At 58.3% G+C, this 26,342-nt stretch carries 20 protein-coding genes and 2 riboswitches; of the genes, 9 read left to right on the forward strand and 11 right to left on the reverse strand.

Features of this window, described 5'->3' with window-relative positions; genetic code table 11:
• Positions 1-193: 193 nt before the first annotated feature.
• Genes ACIF4X_RS15495 through ACIF4X_RS15510 form a run of 4 tightly spaced genes read left to right on the forward strand, consistent with a single transcriptional unit; the run spans position 194 to position 5,684 of the window.
• Positions 194-2,035, forward strand: coding sequence for an extracellular solute-binding protein (locus ACIF4X_RS15495; protein WP_397482807.1), 1,842 nt, complete (start codon positions 194-196; stop codon positions 2,033-2,035).
• On the forward strand, positions 2,022-3,086 hold the full coding sequence (locus ACIF4X_RS15500) for a microcin C ABC transporter permease YejB (RefSeq protein WP_397482808.1): 1,065 nt from the start codon (positions 2,022-2,024) through the stop codon (positions 3,084-3,086). Before ACIF4X_RS15495 ends, ACIF4X_RS15500 begins: the two co-directional genes overlap by 14 nt.
• Positions 3,086-4,108 (forward strand): ABC transporter permease, encoded by a 1,023-nt coding sequence (locus ACIF4X_RS15505; RefSeq protein WP_397482809.1) that lies wholly within the window; start codon positions 3,086-3,088, stop codon positions 4,106-4,108. The genes ACIF4X_RS15500 and ACIF4X_RS15505 overlap by 1 nt, the downstream gene beginning before the upstream one ends.
• Position 4,109: 1 nt before the next feature.
• Positions 4,110-5,684, forward strand: a complete 1,575-nt coding sequence (locus tag ACIF4X_RS15510) for an ABC transporter ATP-binding protein (protein ID WP_397482810.1) — start codon at positions 4,110-4,112, stop codon at positions 5,682-5,684.
• 31 nt (positions 5,685-5,715) lie between these two features.
• Here the strand turns inward: ACIF4X_RS15510 and ACIF4X_RS15515 are convergent, their stop codons facing one another.
• The 3 genes from ACIF4X_RS15515 to ACIF4X_RS15525 form a co-directional block, all read right to left on the reverse strand.
• Entirely contained in the window at positions 5,716-7,632 is a 1,917-nt protein-coding gene (locus tag ACIF4X_RS15515) for a P-loop NTPase fold protein (protein WP_397482811.1), read from the reverse strand.
• Positions 7,633-7,924: 292 nt separating this feature from the next.
• The gene (locus ACIF4X_RS15520; protein WP_007912567.1) at positions 7,925-8,242 is read right to left on the reverse strand and encodes an SCP2 sterol-binding domain-containing protein; all 318 of its coding nucleotides are present in this window, start codon (positions 8,240-8,242) and stop codon (positions 7,925-7,927) included.
• A 49-nt stretch (positions 8,243-8,291) separates the two neighbouring features.
• Positions 8,292-9,002 (reverse strand): histidine phosphatase family protein, encoded by a 711-nt coding sequence (locus ACIF4X_RS15525; RefSeq protein ID WP_397482812.1) that lies wholly within the window; start codon positions 9,000-9,002, stop codon positions 8,292-8,294.
• 204 nt (positions 9,003-9,206) lie between these two features.
• Between ACIF4X_RS15525 and sohB the strand changes: the two genes are divergently transcribed.
• On the forward strand, positions 9,207-10,238 hold the full coding sequence (sohB, locus tag ACIF4X_RS15530) for a protease SohB (protein WP_397482813.1): 1,032 nt from the start codon (positions 9,207-9,209) through the stop codon (positions 10,236-10,238).
• A gap of 68 nt (positions 10,239-10,306) precedes the next feature.
• Here sohB and ACIF4X_RS15535 read toward each other — a convergent pair whose 3' ends face one another.
• Complete coding sequence (locus tag ACIF4X_RS15535) at positions 10,307-10,801, reverse strand: DUF934 domain-containing protein (protein ID WP_007912572.1); 495 nt, start codon at positions 10,799-10,801, stop codon at positions 10,307-10,309.
• Positions 10,785-12,443, reverse strand: coding sequence for a nitrite/sulfite reductase (locus ACIF4X_RS15540; protein WP_397482814.1), 1,659 nt, complete (start codon positions 12,441-12,443; stop codon positions 10,785-10,787). The genes ACIF4X_RS15535 and ACIF4X_RS15540 overlap by 17 nt, the downstream gene beginning before the upstream one ends.
• A gap of 525 nt (positions 12,444-12,968) precedes the next feature.
• Between ACIF4X_RS15540 and ACIF4X_RS15545 the strand changes: the two genes are divergently transcribed.
• Positions 12,969-14,042 (forward strand): ABC transporter substrate-binding protein, encoded by a 1,074-nt coding sequence (locus ACIF4X_RS15545; RefSeq protein WP_397482815.1) that lies wholly within the window; start codon positions 12,969-12,971, stop codon positions 14,040-14,042.
• 5 nt (positions 14,043-14,047) lie between these two features.
• On the opposite strand, the gene ACIF4X_RS15550 is transcribed toward ACIF4X_RS15545, so the two are convergent.
• A complete protein-coding gene (locus ACIF4X_RS15550) occupies positions 14,048-14,266 on the reverse strand; it encodes a DUF2970 domain-containing protein (protein WP_397482816.1) in 219 nt (72 codons plus the stop codon).
• A 272-nt stretch (positions 14,267-14,538) separates the two neighbouring features.
• Positions 14,539-18,249 (reverse strand): methionine synthase, encoded by a 3,711-nt coding sequence (gene metH / locus ACIF4X_RS15555; protein WP_397482817.1) that lies wholly within the window; start codon positions 18,247-18,249, stop codon positions 14,539-14,541.
• A 154-nt stretch (positions 18,250-18,403) separates the two neighbouring features.
• Between metH and ACIF4X_RS15560 the strand changes: the two genes are divergently transcribed.
• From ACIF4X_RS15560 to nfuA, 3 genes are all read left to right on the forward strand, one after another.
• Entirely contained in the window at positions 18,404-20,710 is a 2,307-nt protein-coding gene (locus ACIF4X_RS15560) for a fatty acid cis/trans isomerase (protein WP_397482818.1), read from the forward strand.
• A gap of 178 nt (positions 20,711-20,888) precedes the next feature.
• Positions 20,889-21,911, forward strand: a complete 1,023-nt coding sequence (locus tag ACIF4X_RS15565) for an acyltransferase family protein (protein ID WP_397482819.1) — start codon at positions 20,889-20,891, stop codon at positions 21,909-21,911.
• A 57-nt stretch (positions 21,912-21,968) separates the two neighbouring features.
• Complete coding sequence (nfuA, locus tag ACIF4X_RS15570; RefSeq protein WP_007912592.1) at positions 21,969-22,553, forward strand: Fe-S biogenesis protein NfuA; 585 nt, start codon at positions 21,969-21,971, stop codon at positions 22,551-22,553.
• 200 nt (positions 22,554-22,753) lie between these two features.
• Here the strand turns inward: nfuA and cobM are convergent, their stop codons facing one another.
• The 4 genes from cobM to ACIF4X_RS15590 all read right to left on the reverse strand — a co-directional run bounded on the left by cobM (position 22,754) and on the right by ACIF4X_RS15590 (position 24,897).
• Entirely contained in the window at positions 22,754-23,500 is a 747-nt protein-coding gene (gene cobM / locus ACIF4X_RS15575; RefSeq protein WP_397482820.1) for a precorrin-4 C(11)-methyltransferase, read from the reverse strand.
• 79 nt (positions 23,501-23,579) lie between these two features.
• Positions 23,580-23,993 (reverse strand): cobalamin biosynthesis protein, encoded by a 414-nt coding sequence (locus ACIF4X_RS15580; RefSeq protein WP_397482821.1) that lies wholly within the window; start codon positions 23,991-23,993, stop codon positions 23,580-23,582.
• Positions 23,990-24,688 (reverse strand): CbtA family protein, encoded by a 699-nt coding sequence (locus ACIF4X_RS15585; protein ID WP_397482822.1) that lies wholly within the window; start codon positions 24,686-24,688, stop codon positions 23,990-23,992. The genes ACIF4X_RS15580 and ACIF4X_RS15585 overlap by 4 nt, the downstream gene beginning before the upstream one ends.
• Before the next feature lie 11 nt (positions 24,689-24,699).
• A complete protein-coding gene (locus ACIF4X_RS15590; protein WP_093430890.1) occupies positions 24,700-24,897 on the reverse strand; it encodes a CbtB domain-containing protein in 198 nt (65 codons plus the stop codon).
• 122 nt (positions 24,898-25,019) lie between these two features.
• Positions 25,020-25,242, reverse strand: a riboswitch (cobalamin riboswitch).
• An 880-nt stretch (positions 25,243-26,122) separates the two neighbouring features.
• Positions 26,123-26,335: riboswitch (cobalamin riboswitch) on the forward strand.
• Positions 26,336-26,342 lie beyond the last annotated feature (7 nt).

Genomic DNA, 26,342 nt, shown 5'->3' on the forward strand with positions numbered 1-26,342 from the left:
ATTGATCTAAAGCCTGCCCTATAAAAATCGCCGGCCTGTTGCACATCACAGGTAGGCAGGATGTGTGTTGACTGCACTGGCCCCATCGCTGGCAAGCCAGCTCCCACATGGAATTTGTGAACACCACAGACTCTGTGGGAGCTGGCTTGCCAGCGATGAGGCCATCAGCAGCACCGTGTAAAAGGATCTGCCGATGCTCTCCAGGGTCATGTTATTCAGCGCTTTTGCGCTTTTAACCCCGCTCAGTTTGGCCGCCCCGCAACCGGCATTAACGGTTTACGGTGAAGCGCCCAAATACGCTCCCGACTTCCAGCACCTGGCCTACGTCAACCCCGATGCACCGAAGGGCGGCAGCCTGCGTCGTTCTTCGCTGGAAAGCGGCCCGTTCGATCACCTGATTCCCTATACCGACAAAGGCACTGGCGTGGCCGACATTGATGGCTGGCTCTACGCACCGCTGGCCTATCGCAGCAAGGACGAACCCTACAGCGTCTACGGCCTGGTGGCGCAGCAGATGGAGCTGGATCCGGATCGCCGCTGGATACGCTTCTACCTGAACCCGAAGGCGCGTTTCGACGACGGCACAGCGATCACCGCCGAAGACGTGCGTTACACCTTCGAGCTGTTCACCACTCAGGGCAGCCTCAAATACCGCCAGCAGTTTCGCGATGTCGCCGAGGTCGTCGTGGAGTCGCCGACGCAAGTGCGCTTCCTCTTCAAAAACAACGACAGCCGCACCTTGCCGCTGGATCTGGCGACACTGCCGGTGCTGCCCGAACATTGGTGGCGGACCCGCGATTTCGCCGAGGGTGGTGGTTTCGAGATCCCGCCCGGCAGCGGTCCGTATCGCATCAGCGCGGTGGATGCCGGGCGCAGTGTGAAATTCCAGCGGGTGCAGGACTGGTGGGCGAAGGATCTGCCGATCACTCGCGGCCTCTATAACTTCGATCAACTGAGCGTGGAGTTCTTCGCCGACACCGACGTGTCACGGCAGGTGCTCAAGGCCGGCGGCTTTGATTACAACCGCGAATTCTCCGCCACCAGTTTCACCATCGGTTACGCGGGAGCCGCACTGGAGCAAGGCAAATTGCTCCGTGAGCATCTTGCACCCGGTGCTGCGCAAGGCGCGCAGGGCTTTGTCTTCAATCTGCAGAAACCAGTTTTTCAGGACCGCCGCGTGCGTCAAGCGATCGCCATGCTCTGGGATTTCGAATGGAGCAATCGGCAAATGATGCGCAGCATGTACCTGCGTCAGCGCAGCTATTTTTCACACAGCGCGCTGGCGGCTACCGCGTTACCGGATGCTGAAGAGCTGAAGATTCTTGAGCCGTTGCGCGGGCAAATTCCCGAGGAAGTGTTCACCAGGGTGTTTGAGCCACCGAAAACCGACGGTAGTGGCAACATCCGCGCCGAACAATTGCAGGCACTGAAACTGCTCGAAGCCGCCGGCTGGAATCCTCGCGGCGATCAGTTGGTGAACGCCAATGGCGAGCCGCTGCACTTCACTTTTCTCAACGGCCAGAAAGGTTTCGAACGACTGTTATTGCCGTTCAAACGCAACCTGGCGCAAATCGGCATCGGCTTCGATATTCGCCAGGTCGACACCGCGCAATACACCAACCGCGTACGCAATCGCGATTACGACATGATCGTCGCCGGTTACCCGGTGAGTCAGGCGCCGGGGCGCGAGATGTTCAATTACTTCGGCTCTGACGGCGCCGCTGATCCCGGCTCGAACAATTACATGGTGTTGCGCGATCCGGCCGTCGATGCGCTGCTCGAAGGGCTGGTGCAGGCCGACAACCGCGAGAGTCTGTTGCGCCATGCGCATGCTCTGGATCGGGTGTTGCAGTGGGGTTATTACTGGGTGCCCAACTATTACCCGCCGGGAATTTCCACGGTGTGGTGGAACCGTTTCGGCCGACCAGTGATTGCGCCGCTGTACGACGCCGGTCTCGACACCTGGTGGGAAATCAGCCCGACTGCACTGACATCAGCCCAGACGCACAAGGAGTACAGCCATGTGGGGTTATAGCCTGCGGCGTCTGCTGCTGATCGTGCCGACCTTGTTCGCGATCCTGCTGGTCAATTTCGTTATCGTGCAAGCCGCGCCCGGTGGCCCGGTGGAGCAGGCCATTGCGCGCTTGCAGGGCATTGGCGTCGGCGCGGCGGTGGGTTCCAGCCATGTCGAAACGGTCGGCGGCGAATCCCGCGCGACCCGTGGGCTGGACCCGAAACTGCTGGCCGATATCGAGCGTCAGTACGGCTTCGATAAACCGGCCAGCGAGCGCTTGTGGCTGATGCTCAAGAGCTATGCGCGACTGGACTTCGGCCAGAGTTTTTTTCGCGGTGCCAGCGTCACGGAACTGATCTGGCAGAAGCTGCCGGTGACCTTGTCGCTGGGCCTGTGGGCGACGTTGATCACCTATCTGGTGTCGATTCCGCTGGGCATTCGCAAAGCCGTGCACAACGGCTCGGCGTTCGATGTCTGGAGCAGCGTGGCGATCATCATCGGTTATGCATTGCCAGGATTTCTCTTCGCGCTGCTGCTGATCGTGGTGTTCGCCGGCGGCACCGCACTGGACTGGTTTCCGGTGCGCGGACTGGTCTCGGACAACTTTGCCGAGCTGTCGCCATGGGGCAAGGTGGCCGACTATTTCTGGCACTTGGTGTTGCCGGTGATTGCCTTGGTCATCGGCGGCTTCGCCACGTTGACCATTCTGACCAAGAACAGCTTTCTCAATGAGATCTCACGACTTTACGTGGTGACTGCGCGTGCCAAGGGACTGAGTGAAAAACAGGTGTTGTACGGGCACGTGTTTCGCAATGCGATGCTGCTGGTCGTTGCCGGTTTGCCGCAAGCATTGGTGACGGTGTTCTTCGGCGGCTCGCTGTTGATCGAAGTGATCTTTTCCCTCGATGGCCTTGGCCGCCTCAGTTACGAAGCGGCGGTCGCGCGCGATTATCCGGTGGTGTTCGGTTCGCTGTTCATCTTCACCCTGTTCGGCCTGCTGATAAAACTGCTCGGCGACCTCTGCTACACACTGGTCGATCCGCGCATCGACTTCACCGCGAGGGCTGCCTGATGCTGACATTATCTCCAATCGGCCAGCGCCGCTGGGCGCGCTTCAAGGCACATCGGCGCGGCTGGTGGTCGTTGTGGCTGTTTCTCGTGTTGTTCGGCGTGAGCCTTGGCGGTGAGCTGGTGGCCAATGACAAACCGCTGCTGGTGACGTATCAGGGCGACTGGTATTTCCCGGCGTTCAAGCGCTACACCGAGCAGGACTTCGGCGGCGAGTTGCCGTTTCAACCGGACTATCGCAGCGCGCAGGTACGGCAATTGATCGAGGAGCAGGGCGGGCGAATGTGGTTTGCGCCGATTCCGTTCGCGTTCGACACGGCCAATTACGACCTCACGGAGCCTGCGCCGAGTCCGCCCAGTGGCGACAACTGGCTGGGTACCGATGATCAGGCGCGCGACGTGCTGGCGCGGGTGATTTTCGGCACGCGTATATCGCTGCTGTTTGCCTTGGCGCTGACGGCGGCGAGTGCGCTGATCGGTATCGCCGCCGGGGCGTTGCAGGGTTACTACGGCGGTTGGGTCGACCTGATCGGTCAGCGCGTGCTGGAGGTGTGGTCGGGGCTGCCGGTGTTGTACTTGTTGATCATTCTGTCTGGGTTTGTCGAGCCGAATTTCTGGTGGTTGCTGGGGATCATGGCGCTGTTTTCCTGGTTGAGCCTGGTCGATGTGGTGCGGGCCGAGTTCCTGCGCAGCCGCGGTCTGGAGTACGTGAAAGCCGCGCGTGCGCTGGGGGTGGGCGATGCGCAGGTGATCGTTCGGCACATCCTGCCCAATGCCATGAGCGCAACGCTGACTTATCTGCCGTTCATTCTCACCGGGGCGATCGCAACCTTGTCGGCACTGGATTTTCTCGGTTTCGGCATGCCGGCCGGCAGCGCTTCGCTGGGTGAGTTGATCGGCCAGGGCAAGAGCAATCTGCAAGCACCGTGGCTGGGTTTGACCGCGTTCTTTGCGCTGGCATTGATCCTCTCGCTGTTGGTATTCATCGGCGAAGCCTGCCGCGATGCGTTTGATCCGAGGACTTGAGATGCCTGAACATCTGATCGAAATACGCGACCTGCGCGTCGCCTTCAATGGCCAGTCTGTGGTGCACGGCATCGACCTCGATATTCGCCCCGGCGAGTGCCTGGCGCTGGTCGGGGAATCCGGCTCCGGCAAATCGGTGACGGCGCACAGCATTCTGCAACTGCTTGACCCGGCCATCACGCGGATCGACGGCAGCATCCGCTATGACGGCACGGAACTGCTGGGTGTGCATGAGCGCTACTTGCGGCAATTGCGTGGCAACCGCATCGCGATGATTTTTCAGGAGCCGATGAGCTCACTGAACCCTTTGCACACGATTGAGCGGCAACTGGGCGAAAGCCTTGCGCTGCACAAGGGGCTGGCGGGTGCGGCTGCGCGGTTGCGGATTTTGCAGTTGCTCGAACTGGTCGGTATTCAACGCCCGCGCGAGCGGCTCAAGGCTTATCCGCATCAGCTGTCGGGCGGCCAGCGGCAACGGGTGATGATTGCCATGGCGCTGGCCTGCGAGCCGCAATTGCTGATCGCCGACGAGCCGACCACGGCGCTGGACGTGACCGTGCAGCGCAAGATTCTGCTGCTGCTCAAAGAGCTGCAGGAACGGTTGGGTATGGCGCTGTTGATCATCAGTCATGATCTGAATCTGGTGCGCAATATCGCTCAGCGGGTGGCGGTCATGCGTGGCGGGGTGATTGTCGAACAGGCATCGTGTGAACAGTTGTTCAGCGCGCCGCAGCATCCTTACAGCATCGAATTGCTCAACGCTGAGCCGGGTGGCGAGGCGTTGTGTCGGGAACCTGCCGAGGATTTGCTGGAGGTGCGCGATCTCAATGTGCGCTTTCGTTTGGGTGGCGGATGGCTGCGCGCGAAGTCTTGGTTGCACGCGGTCAACGGCATTGACTTGAATCTTCAACGCGGCAAGACCTTGGGGATCGTCGGCGAATCCGGCTCCGGAAAATCGACATTGGGCCAGGCCATTCTGCGTTTGATCGACGCACAGGGCAGCATCCGCTTTCAGGGCGGGGCGCTGGAACACTTGAGTGGCAAGCAACTCAGGCCGCTGCGCAAACGCCTGCAAGTGGTCTTTCAGGATCCGTTCGGCAGTCTCAGTCCGCGCCTGTGCGTCGAGCAAATCATCGCCGAAGGTTTACAGGTGCACAGCGATCTGAATGCCGATGAGCGTGAAAGGGCTGTGATAGAGGTGCTGCGTGAGGTTGGCCTCGATCCGGCAACCCGCCATCGCTATCCCCACGAGTTTTCCGGTGGTCAGCGGCAACGCATCGCCATTGCCCGGGCACTGGTGCTCAAGCCGGATCTGATCTTGCTTGATGAACCGACCTCGGCCCTGGATCGCACGGTGCAAAAGCAGATCGTTGGGTTGTTGCGACGTTTGCAGGCGGAGCATGGTTTGACCTATCTGTTCATCAGCCACGATCTGGCGGTGGTGCGCGCGTTGGCCCATGACTTGATTGTGATGAAGGATGGCGAGGTGGTGGAGCGTGGCGAGACGAATGCGTTGTTTCATGCGGCGCAGCATCCGTATACCCGAGAGTTGCTGGCGGCATCGCGTACCGGCTGATCAACCGGTCTGCGATACGCTGGCGATTGTTTCAGAAGTAGCCAATATGGGGTTTTAAGCAGTTTTCAATAATTGCGTGAATCCTTTGATTTTCGAATGTGGAAGCTGATTTGGCCTTTTGCACCAAATGTTGCTTGAGTTCTTTTAGCCATTCTTTTTCGCCGCTATACTCAGGGCTATAATTTGTGAATGTATAACGTCGTGAAAACCCACCCAAGATCACATTTTGTTGCCGCGGATGTAACTTCAGTAATGTATTTGTAAAGTCCATGGCGTCGATTTTTCGTAGGATGTCGGCTGTAATAAGGGATGGATGCTCTACGCTACGCATGGAAATTCGATGGCTGAAATCTTCAGGGTCGTTGCGCATGTCTTGCAGTAAGGACTTTATAATAAGCGGGTAGCGGTCCTGTCTGGCTTTCTCATTGTAAAACAAAAAGGTTTTAAAGAAATGATTGAGCTCTGGAGGAGGTTGTTCGAAGGATGAAATTGAATAATTTCCGTTGAATTCTGCATAGTCTCTTCCTTGATAGTCCTCAGGATTTACGATAGGGAATTGCTTGCAGGTATAAAGATGATCCAGATATGAGTCGCCCTGTTCTATTACTTGGTCCAAAGGGACACGCAACAATTTCTTTGCAGACAACATCCGGCGTAAGGCAAACGATCGAAAGATTTCTGCGGGTTGAGTGAAGGCATGTCGCTTGTACTCTTCTTCGAATTGGGCGCGTGCTTCCTTGAATTCTGCATCGTTAAGTTCAAAGAGGTAAGTTAGCTTGTGAAGCGCGGGTTCTTCGCGATTGGTTGTGAAGTAGTGACTTTGTTTGATGGTTTCCTGGATTTTGTCGGCATCTATAATCCCGTGAATAACAATGTCGGCGAGCGTTTCATCAGAAAGAATCGGGTCTCTTAAGTCGATGCCGGGGTATAACGTTTCTATTTGACAAAAAGCTTTCTCCTGTTCGTTTTTTTCCCCATGCTTTTTGAAGAAGTCGTTCATCTGGCGTGGCCTGGACTGAACTATCAGAGGGGTCATTCGGCCGGACTTAACCTCGAAAGAATAAATAAATACCAGTTTTGCGAGAAAGATAACGCCTTCACTATTCTGAAACTGTTCTTCGGTTAACGTAACCAGTGGTCTTTCAATTTCTCGCAGGGCCTGTTGTAAAAATCTGAGGTTTTTGGAGCCCGACTGTTGAAATAGCATGGAGAAAACACCGGAGTTTTCAAGCATCAGATTTTTTATAGAGGCATCTTTAATCTGAGCGATAAATTTTTCGGTGGCGTCAATGATCGGGGGTTTAATGCTCAAGGTTTTTCCGATCAGCTTCTCTCGAGTTCGGCTGTAGTCTTCTTTATCCTTGATTTCGTCTTCATCGGCGATGATGATTACGGTTTTTTCACCATGCTCTACAAATTGATTTATGTACCCTAGTGCCTTGGTTATAGGGAGTTCACAACGCTCCAAGTCATCAAATATATAAATATTCTTGTGGAATTTCGATATGAAGTTTTTGGCCGTCAACTCGATGTTTATTTTTACGTATTTCAAGGCGGATTTAGCTATTCCGCCAATGATTCTACTGGTTTTTAATCCAAGTCCTGGAAAGGCCGAGGCTATGATGCGGTCATTTATTTCTTCTTCTGAAGTAACACCGTACAGGCTGATGTAAATGTATTTTCCTGAGGAGATCTCTTGTGCTCGACTGTCGAGAAAGCGATTAAGTCTGACAAGTTTTAAAAGGTTTATTATTTTCCTTGTTATTTTCGTTTTTCTCGACGGAGGATCACTGAGATGGTCTTCCAGAAAGCGCTGTATCATATGCGTTTTACCTGAACCCCAAGGGCCACTAATCAGGACTGCATAGCGCGGAGCTTTCAGCGAAATATAGTGTTTCAAGTAAGCGATGATATGTTTGTTGTTTGTTGCGTCGTTGCGGGAATCCATACTGAAGCGAAATCCATTTTGAATGTCGGTAATCAGTGATGTTAAAGGTTTTTCTCCTCGAAATCATGGCTATCTGCCATTTTCACTGCAATGCTCAAAGCTGACGGACGTTAAATGCAAACAGTTTTGACGCGTCATTTATTTGAATTCTGCTTGCACTGAATTAAGGGGAACGCGTCTACCGGAGCAACAGTCGTCGCCTCATTTTATTGCGCCAAAAACGCACGAATCCCGCCATCAGGCGGGATTCGCGGTGTATTCCGACAGGTCCCGCGATAGCGGGTCTGCGGTCTTACGACGGGAACAGCTCAGACAGTTTCATCGACAGCATCATGTCGCCCTCAACGCGCAGCTTGCCGCCCATGAAAGCCTGCATGCCGTCGGTTTCGCCGCTGACAATACCTTTCAGGGTTTCGCTGTCCAGCACCAGCGTGCAGTTGGCGTCCGGGTTTTCGCCTTCCTGGATGTCGCAAGTGCCGTCTTTGACGATCAGCGAGTACTGCTTGTCTTCGTCGGTGATGTTGAAACCGAAGACCAGATCCAGACCGGCAGCAGCGGCTGGGTTGAACTTGGCTTGCATTGCTTTTACGGCATCGGCTACGGAGGTCATGGTTCGATCCTTATGGGTTGATTACAGCAAGGTTCACAGTTAACCGGACTCAGCGGAAAGTGATGAGTTCCGGAGCCTTCAACAGTTGCAGGTGTGCGTGACTGTTGAAGGAGGCCAAAGCCACCTCGCGACCGCGGAACTTCAGCTGGTTGAGCGAGGTGTTGACGATTTGCCAGTTCAATTCAAAGGCCTGTTTTGCCGGCATTTGCGTAATGAGGTGGAGCAGGGCGGTGATGGTGCCGCCGGAGGTGAACACGGCGATTTTCTGATTTTTATCGGCCAGATCAAGAATCCGGTGCAGCCCGGCCTGAACGCGTTCGACGAAACCCAGCCAGCTTTCCAGGCCCGGTGTGTCGTAAGTGCCGGCCAGCCAGCGTTCGATGATCAGGGCGAAAATACGCTGGAATTCGCCACGGTTCTGCGCGGCGTTGCGCAGGATGTCGAGCGCTTCCGGCTCGTCCGCCAGCATGTCCGGGAGCAGGGCGCGAATGACCGCGTCGGCGTCGAATTCGTTGAATGCGGAATCGGTTTCCAGGGTCGGCACCGGCAGGCCTTTGACGGCCAGTTGTGCCAGTGCACTGGTGGCCGTGTGCTGCTGACGACGCAGGTCACCGGCGAGGCAGCGATCGAAGCTGATACCCAGTTCAGCGAGGTGCTGACCGAGGATTTCTGCCTGGCGCACACCGGTCGGCGACAGGACGTCGTAGTCGTCTGCACCAAAGGAGGCCTGGCCATGTCGAATCAAGTAGATGCTGCCCACGTCCGCGTCATCCCGGTACGTTGAAGGTTGTGGCGAGGTTATGAGGATGACGGGTAGCTGTCAATGAAAAAACATACGCTTGTTTGAAATGCCCGTTACAGGGGTGTTGCCAGAGGTTTCACGGCTGGCCGACAAGCCGGCGCATGGGTATGCTGGAGCCATCCCGCGTGTGCCTCACATCCGCGCATCGTTTAAGGAGTCTCTGTGGAGTTTTTCACCGAATACGCCAGTTTTCTGGCCAAGACCGTTACCCTGGTAGTCGCCATTCTGGTGGTGCTCGCCAGTTTTGCCGCAATGCGCAGCAAGGGCCGGCGCAAATCGGCCGGTCAGTTGCAGGTCAGCAAACTCAATGATTTCTACAAGGGCCTGCGTGAGCGCCTTGAGCAGACCTTGCTCGACAAGGATCAGCTCAAGGCTTTGCGCAAGGGTGAAGCCAAGTCCGAGAAAAGCGCGAAAAAGCAGAAGAAGCAGCCTGAAGCCAAATCCCGTGTATTCGTCCTCGATTTCGATGGCGACATCAAGGCGTCCGCTACTGAAAGCCTGCGCCATGAAATCACCGCACTGCTGACCCTCGCCACACCAAAAGACGAAGTGGTCCTGCGTCTGGAAAGCGGTGGCGGCATGGTCCACAGCTACGGTCTGGCGTCCTCGCAATTGGCGCGTATCCGTGAAGCCGGCGTGCCGTTGACCGTGTGCATCGACAAGGTCGCGGCCAGCGGCGGCTACATGATGGCGTGCATCGGCGAGAAGATCATCAGCGCGCCGTTCGCGATTCTCGGCTCGATCGGCGTGGTTGCACAGCTGCCCAACGTCAACCGCTTGCTGAAGAAGCACGACATCGATTTTGAAGTCCTCACCGCCGGTGAGTACAAGCGCACCCTGACCGTGTTTGGCGAAAACACCGAGAAGGGCCGCGAGAAGTTCCAGGAAGATCTGGACATCACCCATCAACTGTTCAAGAACTTCGTGGCGCGCTACCGTCCGCAACTGGCGATTGACGATGTCGCCACCGGTGAAATCTGGCTCGGCATCGCGGCGCTGGATAAGCAACTGGTCGATGAGCTGAAGACCAGTGATGAATACCTGGCCGACCGGGCGAAAAAGGCTGAGGTCTACCACCTGCACTACGCCGAGCGCAAAAGCCTGCAGGAACGAATCGGCATGGCCGCCAGCGGTTCGGTCGACCGGGTACTGCTGAGCTGGTGGAGTCGCCTGACCCAGCAGCGCTTCTGGTAAATCGAGCAGGCATAAAAAAACGCCGGTCACATGACCGGCGTTTTTTTGTCTGCGCTAAAGCTGAAGACTTAGCGGCGACGGAACAGCGGCAGCGGTTCGTCAGTGGCAGCCTGATAGGTCACCGAGAAGTCCTTGAGACCTTCCAGGGCTTCGTACGGGTCTTTGTCCGCACGCACGGCAAAGGCGTCGAAACCACAGCGGTGCATGTAGAACAGCTGATCGCGCAGCACGTCACCAATCGCCCGCAGTTCGCCTTTGAAACCGTAACGGTCACGCAGCAGACGGGCGTTGGAGTAGTTGCGACCGTCGGTGAACGCCGGGAAATTCAGAGCGATTACCTGAAACTCGGCGACGTCTTCACCGATTTCTTCGGCTTCTTCGTCGGCGTCCAGCCAGACACCCAGACCGCCGTCGCGGGCCTTGAGCATGCGGCTGTGTTCGCGCCACAGTTGCAATGGCACGATCAGGTCGTCGCAGTTGCTGATCTCGTCGATGTTGAAATCCTTGGGCAGCAAGTGCCAGGTTTCGTCGACGACCTCGTTGTTTTTAATGATTCGCTGCATAGACGCGTTCCTTGAAGAGGTCGATGCCAATACGCTGGTAGGTGTCGATGAAGCGCTCGTCTTCGGTACGTTGTTCAACGTACACGTCAATCAGCTTCGAGATCACGTCCGGCATGGCTTCCTGGGCGAAGGACGGGCCGAGGATCTTGCCCAGGCTCGCGTCACGGCTGGCGCTGCCGCCGAGGGACACCTGATAGAACTCTTCACCTTTCTTGTCTACCCCGAGGATGCCGATGTGGCCGACGTGGTGGTGACCACAGGCGTTCATGCAACCGGAGATGTTCAGGTCCAGCTCACCGATGTCGAACAGGTAATCGAGGTCGTCGAAACGACGCTGGATCGATTCGGCGATCGGGATCGATTTGGCGTTGGCCAGCGAGCAGAAATCACCGCCAGGGCAGCAGATGATGTCGGTCAGCAAGCCGATGTTTGGCGTGGCAAAACCGCCTTCACGCAATTCGCCCCACAGGGTGAACAGCTGGCTTTGCTCGACGTCGGCAAGAATGATGTTCTGTTCGTGCGAGGTGCGCAGTTGACCGAAGCTGTAGCGGTCGGCCAGATCGGCGACGGCGTCGAGCTGCTTGTCAGTGATGTCGCCCGGGGCAACGCCAGTCGGTTTCAGCGACAGGGTCACGGCGACATAACCCGGCTTCTTGTGCGCCAGGGTATTGCGAGTGCGCCAGCGAGCGAAACCGGCGTGCTCTTTGTCGAGATCGGCCAGTTGCGCGGTCTGGTTGTCCAGCGCCTTGTAGTCCGGGTCGACGAAGTGCTTGGCCACACGCTGCAGTTCGGCGTCGGTCAGAGTGGTCTGGCCACCGCGCAGGTGTTCCATTTCCGCATCGACTTTCTGCGCGAACACTTCCGGCGTGAGGGCCTTGACGAGGATCTTGATCCGCGCCTTGTATTTGTTGTCGCGACGGCCGTAACGGTTGTAGACCCGCAGGATGGCGTCGAGGTAGCTCAACAGATCCTGCCATGGCAGGAACTCGTTGATGAACGCGCCAACGACCGGCGTACGACCGAGGCCACCGCCGACCAGCACGCGGAAACCCAGTTCACCGGCGGCGTTGTGCACTGGCTCAAGGCCGATGTCGTGGACTTCAATGGCGGCACGGTCAGCGGTCGAACCGTTGACGGCGATCTTGAACTTACGCGGCAGGTAGGCGAATTCCGGGTGGAATGTAGTCCACTGACGGACGATCTCGCACCATGGGCGCGGGTCGATCACTTCGTCGGCAGCGACACCGGCGAACTGGTCGGTGGTGACGTTGCGCAGGCAGTTGCCGCTGGTCTGGATCGCGTGCATCTGCACGGTGGCCAGTTCAGCCAGAATGTCCGGGATGTCTTCCACCGCCGGCCAGTTGAACTGCACGTTCTGCCGCGTACTGATGTGGGCGTAGCCCTTGTCGTAGTCGCGGGCAATCTTGGCCATCATGCGCGTCTGACGCGAAGTCAGTTGGCCGTAAGGCACCGCCACACGCAACATCGGCGCGAAGCGCTGGATGTACAGGCCATTTTGCAGGCGCAGGGGGCGGAATTCTTCTTCGCTCAGCTCACCTGCCAGATAGCGTCGGGTCTGATCACGGAACTGCTTGACGCGGTCCTCGATGATCCGCTGATCGTACTCGTCGTATACGTACATATAAGTCCTGTTCTCAGGCTTGGGCCATTCGGAGTAGCACTGCGTTTTCGCTTGCCGGAGTCCGATTGTGCCTCTGCAATTCTGCGCGCACGGCCGCGCACTCCCTAACGGAGCCGGGGCAATATACCCGTTTGCAGTTATGCGCAAAAGTGATGTTTGAGTATATGTAAAGAACCAAATTGCCTAACGAGAATCGCTGTCAACTAACCCACATTTGTCGTGCGGACAATCATCGTCTTAACTGTGGTCGAGTCTTTCTGCAATCACCGATAAAACCGACAAGAGGCGATGCAATGAGCAATCCGACCAAGGCAAGAAAAAGCGACAGCAGTGTCGATGCGTGGGCCATTTTGTTCCTGATTATTCTCGTGGTAGGGACAGCGGTATTCTGGGTCAGCCATCAGTAAACGACCCATCCGGGCCCCGCTTGCGACAGATTGTCGGACAAAAACGGGATCAGGCATCAATAGCCGATGGAACGAAGGCTATAATGCGCGGCCATTTTTCCTTGGGCCCGGATGCTTCATGTTCAAGTTTTTCCCTATCAGTCTTCTGTTGTTCGTCGCGCTGTTCCAGACCGGCGCGCGGGCAGAGTCTGTGCTGTTTTTGAATCCGGGTTCGACGCAGGAAGCCTTCTGGGTCAGCTATTCGCAATTCATGCAGGCGGCCGCCCAGGATCTGGGGATCGATCTGCAGATTCTCTACTCTCAACGCCAGCCCGAGTTGACACTGGCTCAGGCGCGCGTCGCATTGCAGGGGCCGGACCGTCCCGAGTACCTGGTGTTCGTCAACGAACAATACGTCGCTCCGCAAATTATGCGTCTGGCTGAAAACAGCGGCGTGAAGCTGTTTATGGTCAACGCCGCGCTGACGCCTGACCAGCAGGCGCTGGTCGGTGAGCGTGACGACCGCATCGGCAGCCTGGTGCCGAACGACGAGGAGGGCGGTTACCTGATGATGAAGGAGCTGATTCGCCTGCACCCGTCGACGCCCGCAGCTGAGCCGATTGAAGTGCTGGCGTTCTCCGGGCTGAAGGTCACCCCCTCGGCGCAATTGCGCGAGCGCGGCATGCAACGGGCACTGGCCGAGCATCCACAGGCCCGCTTGAGGCAACTGGTTTACAGCGGCTGGACGCAAGAACGCGCCTATGAACAGGCAAAACAGCTGTTCGCCCGTTATCCGAAGGTTTCGTTGGTGTGGTCGGCCAATGATGAAATGGCCTTCGGCGCGATGCGCGCGTATGCCGAAACGGGAAAAGTCCCTGGCAAAGATGCGTTGTTCAGCGCGGTCAACACCTCCCCGCAGGCGTTGCAGGCGTTGGTCGACGGACGCTTGAGTGCGCTGATTGGCGGGCATTTCACCCTTGGCGGCTGGGCCTTGGTCGAGTTGCATGACGTAGACCAAGGCGTCGAACTGAATCGCTATGGTGGCCGCGATCGGCAGATTCCGTTGCTGCAATTGATCGACAAACGTCGCGCCCGGAAAATGCTGGCCATGGGCATGTCGCCGGACTACGGCGTGAACTTCCGTAAACTTTCAGCCAACGGACGACCGGACTCGTATCGCTACCCCTTCACCCTGCAAACCCTGATGCGCTGACCGCATCAGACGCCGGCGAAATGCAGCACCAGTTTGACGATGGCAAACAGCGTCAACGCAAACACTGCCGTAAACACAATCCCCAGAATCACGAAGTGGCTGGGCTTGCCATGGGTGAAGTCCCTTGCCCGGTTCTTGCCGCTCTGCACCCCGAACGCCGCCGCCATCACGCTGTGCAGCATCTGCCAGAAGGTCGGCGGTTTGTTGTCGACTGGATCGTCCATAAATCCCTCGTCTGCCGTGTGTGTCAGACAAGCATAGCCAACCCTTCGAAGAACACTGCAAAACGAAAGGTGGGAAATGGGCTGGAGAGAGGGTTAAGCGAGCATTCCCCGAAACCCTGTGGGAGCTGGCTTGCCGGCGATGAGGCCGGCACACGCGACATCAATGTTGGTTGACCCGACGCCATCGCTGGCAAGCCAGCTCCCACAGGTTCAGCGTTGGTTCACAAGATTTGTGAACGACGCGGGCTCCGGTAGGCGCTGGCGGAGGCTGCTTAGTTGTCGTAGCCGAGGTTCGGCGCCAGCCAGCGCTCGGTCACGCTCAACTCCTGGCCTTTACGCGAGGTGTAGCTGGCGACCTGATCCTTGTCGACCTTGCCCACGGCAAAGTACTGCGCCTGCGGATGGGCGAAGTACCAGCCGCTGACCGCAGCCGCCGGGAACATCGCGTAGTGTTCGGTGAGGAACACGCCACTGCGGCCGGCGCGCATCTCTTCGGCTTCCGGATCGAGCAAGGCAAACAACGCCGCCTTCTCGGTGTGATCCGGGCACGCCGGATAACCCGGAGCAGGGCGGATGCCGCTGTATTGTTCTTTGATCAGCGCGTCGTTATCGAGCACTTCGTCCTTGGCATAACCCCAGTGCTCTTTGCGCACTTGCTGGTGCAGCCATTCGGCGCAGGCTTCGGCCAAACGATCAGCGAGGGCTTTGACCATGATCGAGTTGTAGTCGTCGCCAGCGTCCTGATAAGCCTTGGCCACTTCTTCGGCACCGATGCCGGCAGTGGTGATGAAACCACCGACGTAGTCAGTCACTTCACTGTCCTTCGGCGCGACGAAGTCGGCCAGCGAGAAGTTCGGCTTGCCGTCGGTCTTGATGATCTGCTGACGCAGGTGATGCAGTTTGGCCAATGGCTGGCCGTCATCGCCGTACAGTTCGATGTCGTCGTCATGCACTTGATTGGCCGGCCAGAAGCCGAACACCGCACGGGCGCTGATCAGCTTCTCGTCGATCAGCTTGGCGAGCATTTCCTGCGCGTCCTTGTACAGCGAAGTCGCGGCTTCACCGACCACTTCGTCTTCGAGGATGCGCGGGAACTTGCCGGCCAGGTCCCAGGAGATGAAGAACGGCGTCCAGTCGATGTATTCGGCCAGAACCTTGAGGTCGATGTTGTCCAGCACTTTGCTGCCGGTGAAGCTCGGTTTGATTGGCTGGTAATTTGCCCAGTCGAACTGTGGCTTCTTGGCGATCGCGGCGGCGTAGCTCAGGCGCTCGGTACGGGCGCTGCGGTTGGCCGTGCGTTCGCGCACATCGATGTATTCCAGACGGGTCTTCTCGACGAAACCGGCCTTCAATTCTTTCGACAGCAGCTGCGTGGCCACGCCGACCGCACGCGAGGCGTCGGTCACGTAGACCACGGCATCGTTGCTGTACTTCGGTTCGATCTTCACCGCGGTGTGCGCTTTGGACGTGGTCGCGCCACCGATCATCAGCGGCAGGTGAAAGTCCTGACGCTGCATTTCGCGAGCGACGTGGACCATTTCATCCAGCGACGGGGTGATCAGGCCGGAGAGGCCGATGATGTCGCACTTCTGCTCCTTGGCCACTTGCAGAATCTTCTCTGCCGGGACCATCACGCCGAGGTCGACGATGTCATAGCCGTTGCAACCGAGCACCACGCCAACAATGTTTTTGCCGATGTCGTGCACGTCACCTTTTACGGTGGCCATGAGGATCTTGCCCTTGGCTTCCGGCTTGTCGCCTTTTTCCAGTTCGATGAACGGGATCAAGTGCGCCACGGCCTGCTTCATCACGCGGGCGGATTTCACTACCTGCGGGAGGAACATTTTACCGGCGCCGAACAGGTCACCAACGATGTTCATGCCGGACATCAACGGGCCTTCGATCACTTCGATCGGGCGGGCGAACGACTGGCGCGACTCTTCGGTGTCTTCAACGATGTGGGTGGTGATGCCCTTGACCAGCGCATGTTCCAGACGCTTGTTGACCTCCCAGTTGCGCCATTCTTCGGTCTCGGCTTCCTTGACGCTGCCGTCGCCCTTGTACTTGTCGGCGATGGCGAGGAGGGCGTCGGTGCCTTCCGGCGTGCGGTTGAGGATCACGTCTTCAACGGCGTCGCGCAGCTCTTGCGGGATCTGGTCGTAGATTTCTAGCTGCCCGGCGTTGACGATGCCCATGGTCAGGCCCGCGCGGATCGCGTACAGCAGGAACACCGAGTGAATCGCCTCACGCACCGGGTTGTTGCCACGGAACGAGAACGACACGTTGGACACGCCGCCCGAGGTCAGCGCATACGGCAATTCGTCGCGGATGTAGGCGCAGGCATTGATGAAGTCGACTGCATAGTTGTTGTGCTCTTCGATGCCAGTGGCGACGGCGAAGATGTTCGGGTCGAAGATGATGTCTTCCGGCGGGAAGCCGACTTCGTTGACCAGAATGTCGTAGGAGCGTTTGCAGATCTCTTTTTTGCGCGCTTCGGTGTCCGCCTGGCCGGCTTCGTCGAACGCCATCACCACCACGGCGGCGCCGTAGCGCTTGCACAGTTTGGCGTGATGGATGAACTGCTCGACGCCTTCTTTCATGCTGATCGAGTTGACGATGCCCTTGCCCTGAATGCACTTGAGGCCGGCTTCGATGACTTCCCATTTCGACGAGTCGATCATGATCGGCACGCGCGAGATGTCCGGTTCACCGGCGATCAGATTGAGGAAGGTCACCATGGCCTTCTTCGAATCGAGCATCCCTTCGTCCATGTTGATGTCGATCACCTGCGCGCCGGCCTCGACCTGTTGCAGGGCGACTTCCAGCGCTTCGGTGTAATTGTCTTCACGGATCAGACGGGCGAATTTTGCCGAGCCGGTGATGTTGGTCCGCTCGCCAACGTTAACGAACAGCGAGTTGCGATCGATGGTGAACGGTTCCAGACCCGAGAGGCGGCAGGCCTTGGGAATGTCTGGAATTTCACGCGGGGCATAACCGGCGACGGCTTTGGCGATGGCTTCGATGTGCCCCGGCGTGGTGCCGCAGCAACCGCCGACGATGTTGAGGAAGCCGCTCTGGGCGAATTCTTCGATGACCTTGGCGGTTTCCGACGGCAGTTCGTCGTACTCGCCGAACTCGTTCGGCAGACCGGCGTTCGGGTGCGCGGACACGTGGGTGCTGGCCTTGTTCGACAGCTCTTCCAGGTACGGACGCAACTCGCTGGCGCCGAGCGCGCAGTTGAGGCCGACCGAGATTGGCTTGGCGTGCGCCACCGAGTTCCAGAACGCTTCGGTGGTCTGACCCGACAGGGTCCGGCCGGAGGCGTCGGTGATGGTCCCGGAAATCATGATCGGCAGTTCGATGTGCAGCTCTTCGAATACGCCTTGCACAGCGAAGATCGCGGCTTTGGCGTTGAGGGTGTCGAAAATGGTTTCGATCAGGATCAGGTCGGCGCCGCCCTCGATCAGGCCTTTGGTGGCTTCGGTGTAGTTTTCCACCAGCTCATCAAAGGTAACGTTGCGGTAACCCGGGTTGTTGACGTCCGGCGACAGCGAACAGGTGCGACTCGTAGGACCGAGCACGCCGGCAACGAAACGCGGCTTGTCCGGGTTCTCGGCGGTCTTGGCGTCGGCAACCTTGCGCGCCAGACGTGCGCCTTCTACGTTTAACTCGTAGGCCAGTTCTTCCATGCCGTAGTCGGCCATGGAAATGCGTGTGGCGTTGAAGGTGTTGGTTTCGAGGATGTCGGCGCCGGCATCCAGATAGGCTTTCTCGATGCCGCCGATCACGTCCGGACGGGTGATCACCAGCAGGTCATTGTTGCCCTTGACGTCACTCGGCCAGTCCGCGAAGCGCTTGCCGCGATAATCCTGTTCTTCGAGCTTGTAGCTCTGGATCATCGTGCCCATGCCGCCGTCGAGTATCAGGATGCGCTCTTTGAGAGCTTGCTTGAGAGCGTGAAGGCGGACGCTGCGATCGGACATTTGGACTACTCGGAAAGACCATTACGAAGGAGCGGGATCATAGCAAACCTGTGCGCTTTTAGAGCATGTGGGGCTTTTGCATGAATATCGCTCATGTTGGTACGAGCGTCATACTGTAGAATCGCGGCGTTTTTTTACAATCGGGATCAGCAGCATGTCTTACCGCGTCATTGGTTTTGTGTTGCTGTTTCTCAGCTGGGGCGCCGTGGCGCAAGAGCCAGCGACTGTGTCGGCCATTTCTCCTACGATTTCGTACGTCCGCGACATCCAGCCAATCTTCACCGAGAAGTGCGTGGCCTGCCATGCGTGCTACGACTCCGCTTGTCAGTTGAATCTGGGCAGTGGCGAGGGCGCGGCCCGTGGTGCGAGCAAAATGCCGGTGTATGACGGCGAGCGCACCGTCGCGGCGCCGACCACCCGATTGTTTTACGACGCTTTCGGTAAACGCGCCTGGCAGCAGAAAGACTTCTATTCGGTGCTCGACGCCCAAGGCAGTCAGGCCGCGCTGATGGCGCGCATGCTGGAGCTGGGCCACAAAACCCCGCTGACGCCGAACGCCAAACTGCCGGAAGACATCGTGCTGGGCCTGAACCGCCAGAATATGTGCGCGCTGCCTGCCGAGTTCGAAGGCTATGCCGGTGCCCATCCTAAAGAAGGCATGCCGCTGGCGGTGACCGGGCTGACCGATCAGCAATATCAGACGCTGCAGCGCTGGCTGGCCTCGGGTGCGCCGATTGACGAACAAGGCCTGGCGCCGAGCGCGAAAGAGGCGCTGCAAATCGTCCAGTGGGAAAATCTGCTTAATACTCCCGGCGCCCGGCAGAGTCTGGTCGGACGCTGGCTGTACGAGCATTTGTACCTCGCGCACCTCTATTTCAAGGATGGCGAGCCGGGGCATTACTTCCAGTGGGTGCGTTCGCGCACGCCGACCGGGCAGCCGATCGACCTGATTGCCACCCGCCGTCCGAATGACGATCCGGGCACCCAGGTGTATTACCGCTTGTGGCCGGTGCAAGGGGTGATCGTGCACAAGACCCACATCACTTATCCGCTGAGCGCGGCGAAAATGGCGCGGGTAAAAAGCCTGTTTTATAGCGGCAACTGGCAGGCCAGTGCGCTGCCCGGTTACGGCCCGCAGAGCCGCGCCAATCCGTTTGCCACGTTCGAGGCGATTCCGGCGCAGGCGCGTTATCAGTTCATGCTCGATAACGCCGAATATTTCGTCCGTACCTTTATTCGCGGGCCGGTGTGCCGTGGCCAGATTGCGACCGACGTGATTCGCGACAACTTCTGGGCGCTGTTCCAGGCACCGGAACACGACCTCTATATCACCGATCCGAACTATCGCGGCCAGGCTACGCCGCTGTTGGCCATGCCCGGGCAGAACGACGACGTTGGCAGCGTTTTGAGCCTGTGGCACAACTACCGCAACAAACGTAACGAGTACGAGGCGTTGCGCCGCGACAGCTACGCCGATGTGCCCGCGCCGAGCTGGTCGACCCTGTGGGCGGGCAACGACAACGCGCTGCTGAGCATTTTCCGCCACTTCGATAGCGCATCGGTGACCAAAGGCCTGATCGGCGAGGTGCCGCAGACAATGTGGCTGTTCGACTATCCGCTGCTGGAGCGCACCTATTACCAGTTGGCAGTCAACTTCGATGTGTTCGGCAACGTCTCCCATCAGGCGCAAACCCGCCTGTATTTCGACCTGATCCGTAATGGCGCCGAGCAGAACTTCCTGCGCCTGATGCCCGCCGACTCCCGCGAGGATTACCTCGACGATTGGTATCAGAGCAGCGGTCAGTTCAAAATGTGGCTCGATTACGAGGCGATTGACGACGACAAACCGACTGCGTTGAAGCTGGACGAGAAAGACCCGAAACACGACTTCGCCGTGCAATTGCTGGCACGTTACGGCGATCTCAATGCGCGGCCCGATCCGATCAATCGCTGCGATGGCGCTTACTGCTCGCGTCCGAATATTGACCCGGCGCTGCAAAATGCCGAACAGGCATTGAGCCGCCTGACTTCGCGTCCGGCGGCCGGTTTGAAGGTCATCGATCAGTTGCCGGAAGCGACGATGCTGCGTATCGAAACTGCCAACGGCAAACGTGAGGTGTACAGCCTGCTGCGCAACCGTGCGCACAGCAACGTGGCGTTTCTGCTCGGTGAATCGCTGCGCTATCAGCCTGGGCTGGACACAATCACGATTTATCCGGGCGTGCTTAGCAGTTATCCGAACTTCATCTTCAATGTCCCGGCCGATCAGGTGCCGGTGTTTGTCGATGCGATGGAAAACGCCAAGGACGCCAACCGCTTCGAGAAAATCGTCGAACGTTGGGGGATCCGTCGCAGTCATCCGCAATTCTGGTTCTATTTCCACGATTTGAGTCAGTACATCCACGAAACCGATCCGGTGGAAGAGGGCGTACTGGACATGAACCGCTACGAGAATCTTTGATCATTTGAGGCGAGGCTGCGGTCCCAACCATTAGCAACATCGCAATCCCCTGTAGGAGCTGTCGAGTGAAACGAGGCTGCGATCTTTTGATCTTTCAGAATCAAGATCAAAAGATCGCAGCGTGCCGCAGCTCCTACAGGGATTGAGGTGAATTTGAGGGTGTGGACGGGAGCGGCCAATGTTGATTTCAGTGCAAGCCCTGCGTGCGCTGGCTGCGTGGACGGTGGTCTGCCACCACTTCATGCAGATTTTCTTCGACTTCAAGGCACGGGGGGCGGTCGGCCAGTTTTTCATCGACAAAGGCGCAGTGGGCGTCGATATCTTCTTTGTCATCAGCGGGTTGGTGATCTTCCTGTCTACCGAGAGCAAACCGCTGCCACCCGCGCGGTTTCTGCTTTATCGGCTGTTTCGCATCGTCCCGGCGTATTGGTTATACACGCTGCTGATGGCACTGCTGGTGGTATTTGCCCAGCCGTTGCTGCCGGATCAAACGGTGGATTGGCCGCATCTGCTGCTGTCACTGTTGTTCATTCCGTCTGAGAACCCCGGCGGTTACGGTATCTATCCGACGCTGAATGTCGGCTGGACGCTCAATTACGAAATGCTCTTTTATCTGCTGTTTGCCTGGGCGCTGTTGTTTCGCTTGCAGGTGCGTTTGCTGGTGGTCGCGGCGCTGTTGTTTGCCGTGTGTCAGACCTGGACCGGGTTTGGCTGGATCAGCGAGTTTTACCGTTCGGACATTGTCTACGAGTTTTTGCTGGGGATCGGCATCGGCATGTTTTATCGCCGGGGCTGGATCGGTGCGGGACTGTGGCTGCCGCTGGCAGCCATCGTCGCGGCATTGCTGGCGATTTATCATTTGGCACCGGCGCCGAGGCTGCTCAACTGGGGTTTGCCGAGCGCGGTGCTGGTGATGGCGTGCATCTCGCTTGAGCGTTATGTCGAGCGCAGTCGGGTGCTCAAACTGCTCGGTGATTGCTCGTATTCGGTGTACCTGATGCACGTTTTGGTGCTTTCGGCGGGGGGATCTGTCGCGCAGCGCTACGGGATCAACCCGTATCTGGTGTTTGCCGTGTGTGCGTTGGCGATTGGCGTCGGCTCGTGGTTGAGCTACGAATGGGTGGAAAAGCGCAGTTACCATTGGCTCAAGGCGCAGGTCGACGAGACGCCCGACGAGAATCTTTCCCGACAAAAATACTAGGACTTTGTCCGGCGCAACGATTGGCGTAAACTGCGCCCAAGCCTGCGAGGAGTTTCCATGACCGCTATTACCATTACCGACGCCGCCCACGATTACCTGGCTGATCTGCTCTCCAAGCAGAACACCCCGGGCATCGGCATCCGCGTCTTCATCACCCAGCCTGGCACCCAGTACGCCGAAACCTGCATTGCCTACTGCAAGCCGGGCGAAGAAAAACCGGAAGACACCGCGCTGGGGCTGAAAAGCTTCACCGCGTATATCGATCACTTCAGCGAAGCGTTTCTCGATGACGCCGTTGTCGACTACGCCACCGACCGTATGGGCGGTCAGTTGACCATCAAGGCACCAAACGCCAAAGTGCCGATGGTCAACGCCGACAGCCCGGTCAACGAGCGCATCAATTACTACCTGCAAACCGAAATCAACCCGGGGCTGGCCAGCCACGGCGGTCAGGTCAGCCTGATCGATGTGGTTGAAGACGGCATCGCCGTTCTGCAGTTCGGTGGCGGTTGCCAGGGCTGCGGCCAGGCGGACGTCACGTTGAAGGAAGGCATCGAGCGCACCTTGCTCGAGCGCATCCCGGAGCTGAAGGGCGTTCGCGACGTGACCGACCACACGCAGAAAGAAAACGCCTACTACTAAGGTGTTCGCTGCGAACAAGAAAAACGGCGCCCCGTGAGCGCCGTTTTTTTATGCCTGAAATTCAAGAAAGCCTTCGCGAGCAAGCTCGCTCCCACATTTGAAATGCGGTCAAATGTGGGAGCGAGCCTGCTCGCGAAAGGGCCTTTGATCGTTCCCACGCTCTGCGTGGGAATGCAGCCCGGGACGCTCCGCGTTCCAATTTATGGTCTGTAGAGGTGAGCATGCCCGGCGCGATACAGCGATGACTCGCTAAACACCTCGCTGCCCAGCACTCGGCCCACCAGAATCAACGCCGTGCGCCGAAACCCTTTGGCCTCAACCTTTCCAGCGATATCCGCCAGCGTCCCCACCACCCAATCCTGATCTGGCCACGTCGCACGGTGAATCACCGCAATCGGGCAGTCCGCGCCGTAATGCGGCAACAGCTCCGCCAGAATCTTCTCCAGATGGTTGACGCCCAGATGAATCGCCATGGTTGCGCCGTGCTGCGCCAGGCTGCCCAATTCCTCACCGGCCGGCATGGCGGTTTTATCGGCGTAACGGGTCAGAATCACGCTTTGCGACACGTCCGGCAGGGTCAGTTCCGCACCGAGTAACGCCGCACAGGCTGCGGTGGCCGTTACGCCGGGGATGATCTCGAAGGGAATATTCAGCTCGCGCAGATAACGGATCTGCTCGCCGATCGCGCCGTACAGGCCTGGATCGCCGGAATGCACCCGCGCCACATCCTGGCCTTTGGCATGCGCGGTTTTGATCAGGTCGATGATCTGTTCAAGGTGCAGTTCAGCACTGTTGACCACCGTTTCGGCTTGATGGCCGTCGAGCACCGCCGCCGGCACCAATGAACCTGCATAGATAATCACCGGGCAACTGCGGATCAGCCGCTGGCCTTTGACGGTGATCAATTCCGGGTCGCCGGGGCCGGCGCCGATGAAGTAGACGGTCATCGTTAAATCCTTGGAAAAGAGGCGCAACAACGCTTCAGATGAAGATTGCTCATGATCAATGGCGGGGATTATCGGGATTCTACGCCGCGCCGGCCAATGCCAACGTGGCCTGAGCGTATTTTTGCCGGGAAATCAGCAGTTTCGCCGGTGCCTGGATCAGCTGTTCGGCGAGCGCCAACGCCGCGCTTTCTGCCACGCCGTAGCAACCGGTGCGTTCGTAGGCGATTTGCGAATGGTGACTGAGTCGCTGTTGGTAATTGGCCAGTTCTTCACTGCTGAAATACAGCAAGGGCAGGGCCAGTTGTGCGGCAAGTTCTTGCAGGCCTGGCTCGTCGCGTTTCAAGTCGATGCTGGCTAACGCCTTGACCGCTTGTAGCTCGATACGGTGTGCCTGCAAGGCTTGGTCAAGCAATGCGCGCAGCGTGCTGGCCGGGCAGCCGCGCTGGCAGCCCAGGCCGACGACGAAGGTCGGCGCTGCGCTGTCATCGGTCATGCGTGGTATTGACCATCGCTTTTGCGGCGGAACAACCAGGCGCTGATCAGGCCGAGGGCCAGCCAGAACGCGACGTTGGTCAGCTGCGAAGCGATTTTGAACTGCGCTTCCAATGCTTCCGGCGCGAGCATCGAATGCACTTCCGGCTGCGGCGCGCCGATCACGTGCGGCACGGCAAGGATGGCCACACCGAGGATTTTCATCAGCCAGTGGCGGCTGAACACGATCAGCGACAGGCCGACAGCGGTCGAAGCGGCGGTGCCGATCCACCACATCTGGCGCGAGGCCAGATCTGCCGCAGCGGTGCCCGGCAACTCAGGCGGCAGGCCCAGGGTTGGCGCGAGGACGAAGGTGGCATAACCGGCCAGACCCCAGAGCAGGCCTTGCGAGGTTTTGGTCGGCGCGCGCAGGGTGTAGAGGCCCGCGAGCATCAGGGCGAAACCCACCGCAACCACCAGATTGCCGCCTGTGGTCGAAACCACGCGCTGCCAGCCGTCTTCCGGCTCCCAGGCTTCGGCATCGTGGGTGTGCGCAGCTACGCCAGCGGCGTGTTCGTGAACCGCCACCGGCTCGGACTTCTCAAAGGTTTCCGCCTGCAGAATCAGCGGCGAAACCCAAAAGCTTTGCAGCAGGGTGAGGAGCAGGGCGGCCAGCAGGCCGGTGAAACCTGCGGTTTGCGCAATACGCTTGATCATGTCGGCAGGTCTCAGTGGCACGGGAACGCGGCGCTGTGGCGAGTATCGTGGGCGGCGTTGTGCACCGCTTCGATATGCGAGAAGCCGGCGAAGTAGACCAGGCTGGCGCCGAGGATCGACGCGAAGATCGCGGCGGTGAGGCGTTGGCTCAGGGTGGTGGTGCTGGCGATTTTGTCCGTGTTGCTGCCGGTGCTGCTGATGATCGACATGGCGCTTCCCTCTGGAGTGTCAGCGGGTGAATAGAGCGCATGAAAACCCCTGCGGGTCAGGCTCGCAGAGGTTCGAACAGCGCCCGCCCACCGCGGGTTTGTTATGTTCAGCTGCGCACAAATGCGGGCTGTGTGTTGCGGGCCGGTCTCCGGGCTCACGAGGGGTTGGCGTCAGGCCGACCTGCAAGCGTCACCTTCCCATGCCGCACGGGCACAGTGGTTTTGACGCTTCGCTCGCTTACCGTTGCGGGGGCAGCACCGGACTGACATGGGCTTGAGTAAAGCACATGATTCACCGGTTTCCCGTTTCACCCTGTGAAGGGCACCCGTAACAAGTTGTGTAGGAGAGCATGGGGTTGGGTTTTTAGTCAATTTTTTGGGGTGGATCCGTTGCTGCGGGTGTGGCTGGTTATGGTTCCGCCCTTACGGCGGGTCACTTTTGGCAAACGCCCCAAAAGTAACCAAAAGGTCTGTGCCCTGACGTTCGGCCCGCTCGCTGGGGCTCGGGGTTCCTTCGCTCCGGGATCGATCCGGGGGGCAGCGCCTACGGTTTGCTTCGCTGCACCTCCTCTCGCTGTGTTTGGCTTCGCCAAACGGTCGCTGCGCTCCCACCCCCGGATCAATCCCTCCACTCAGCCTGCCGACGGGCTCCAAGATCAAAAGCAGGCGAGCTGACACTCGGCCTATTGAGTGGTGAGGAGCGGGTGTACGGCGTTATTTTTGTGTTGGATTCGCCCCTCACCCCAGCCCTCTCCCGAGGGAGAGGGAGCCGATTTCTGGGCCTTTCAAAATCTGAGTTCAACGCGGTATCGCACGTCGGCGTACCTCCCCCAAACACCGCGATCAGTCCCCTCTCCCCCCGGGAGAGGGCTAGGGTGAGGGGCTTTTGATCTGGCTTTTGATCTGGCTTTTTTGCCCCTTCGGCAGGCCGAGTGAAGGTGTTCATCCGGGGGTTAGGCGCGCAGCGCCGTTCGACGAAGTCGAACACATCGAGAGGAGGTGCAGCGAAGCAAACCGTAGGCGATGCCCCCGGATGGACACCGTAGCGAGGGAACACTGAGCCTCAGCGAAGTGCCGTACGCCGGGGCAAAGCCTTTTGCTTACTTTTCGGCGTTTGGAAAAGTGAGTCGCTGTAAGAGCGAAACCGCCAGTGGCAGCACCCGCAGCAACGGATATGCCCCCAAAACCAAAACTCAACGCCCATTGACCCACCCTTAGACGATGCGTAGCCTTGCGCCTTCGAGGTTCTTCGGCCGTTGCCGAAGCTAAGAAGGGAACGCGGTCAATGCCGCGGCTGCCCCCGCAACTGTGAACGGTGATGTTCGCTGCCACGCCACTGCCAGCTCAATCGATGAGCCCGCGGGAAGGCGCAGCAAACGCCAGGCCCCGCGCCTGAACGCCGTCAGCCAGGAGACCTGCCTCGTCACAGATTCTCAATTCAACCG

Source organism: Pseudomonas sp. NPDC085632 (assembly GCF_044541255.1).
Taxonomy (GTDB): Bacteria; Pseudomonadota; Gammaproteobacteria; order Pseudomonadales; family Pseudomonadaceae; genus Aquipseudomonas.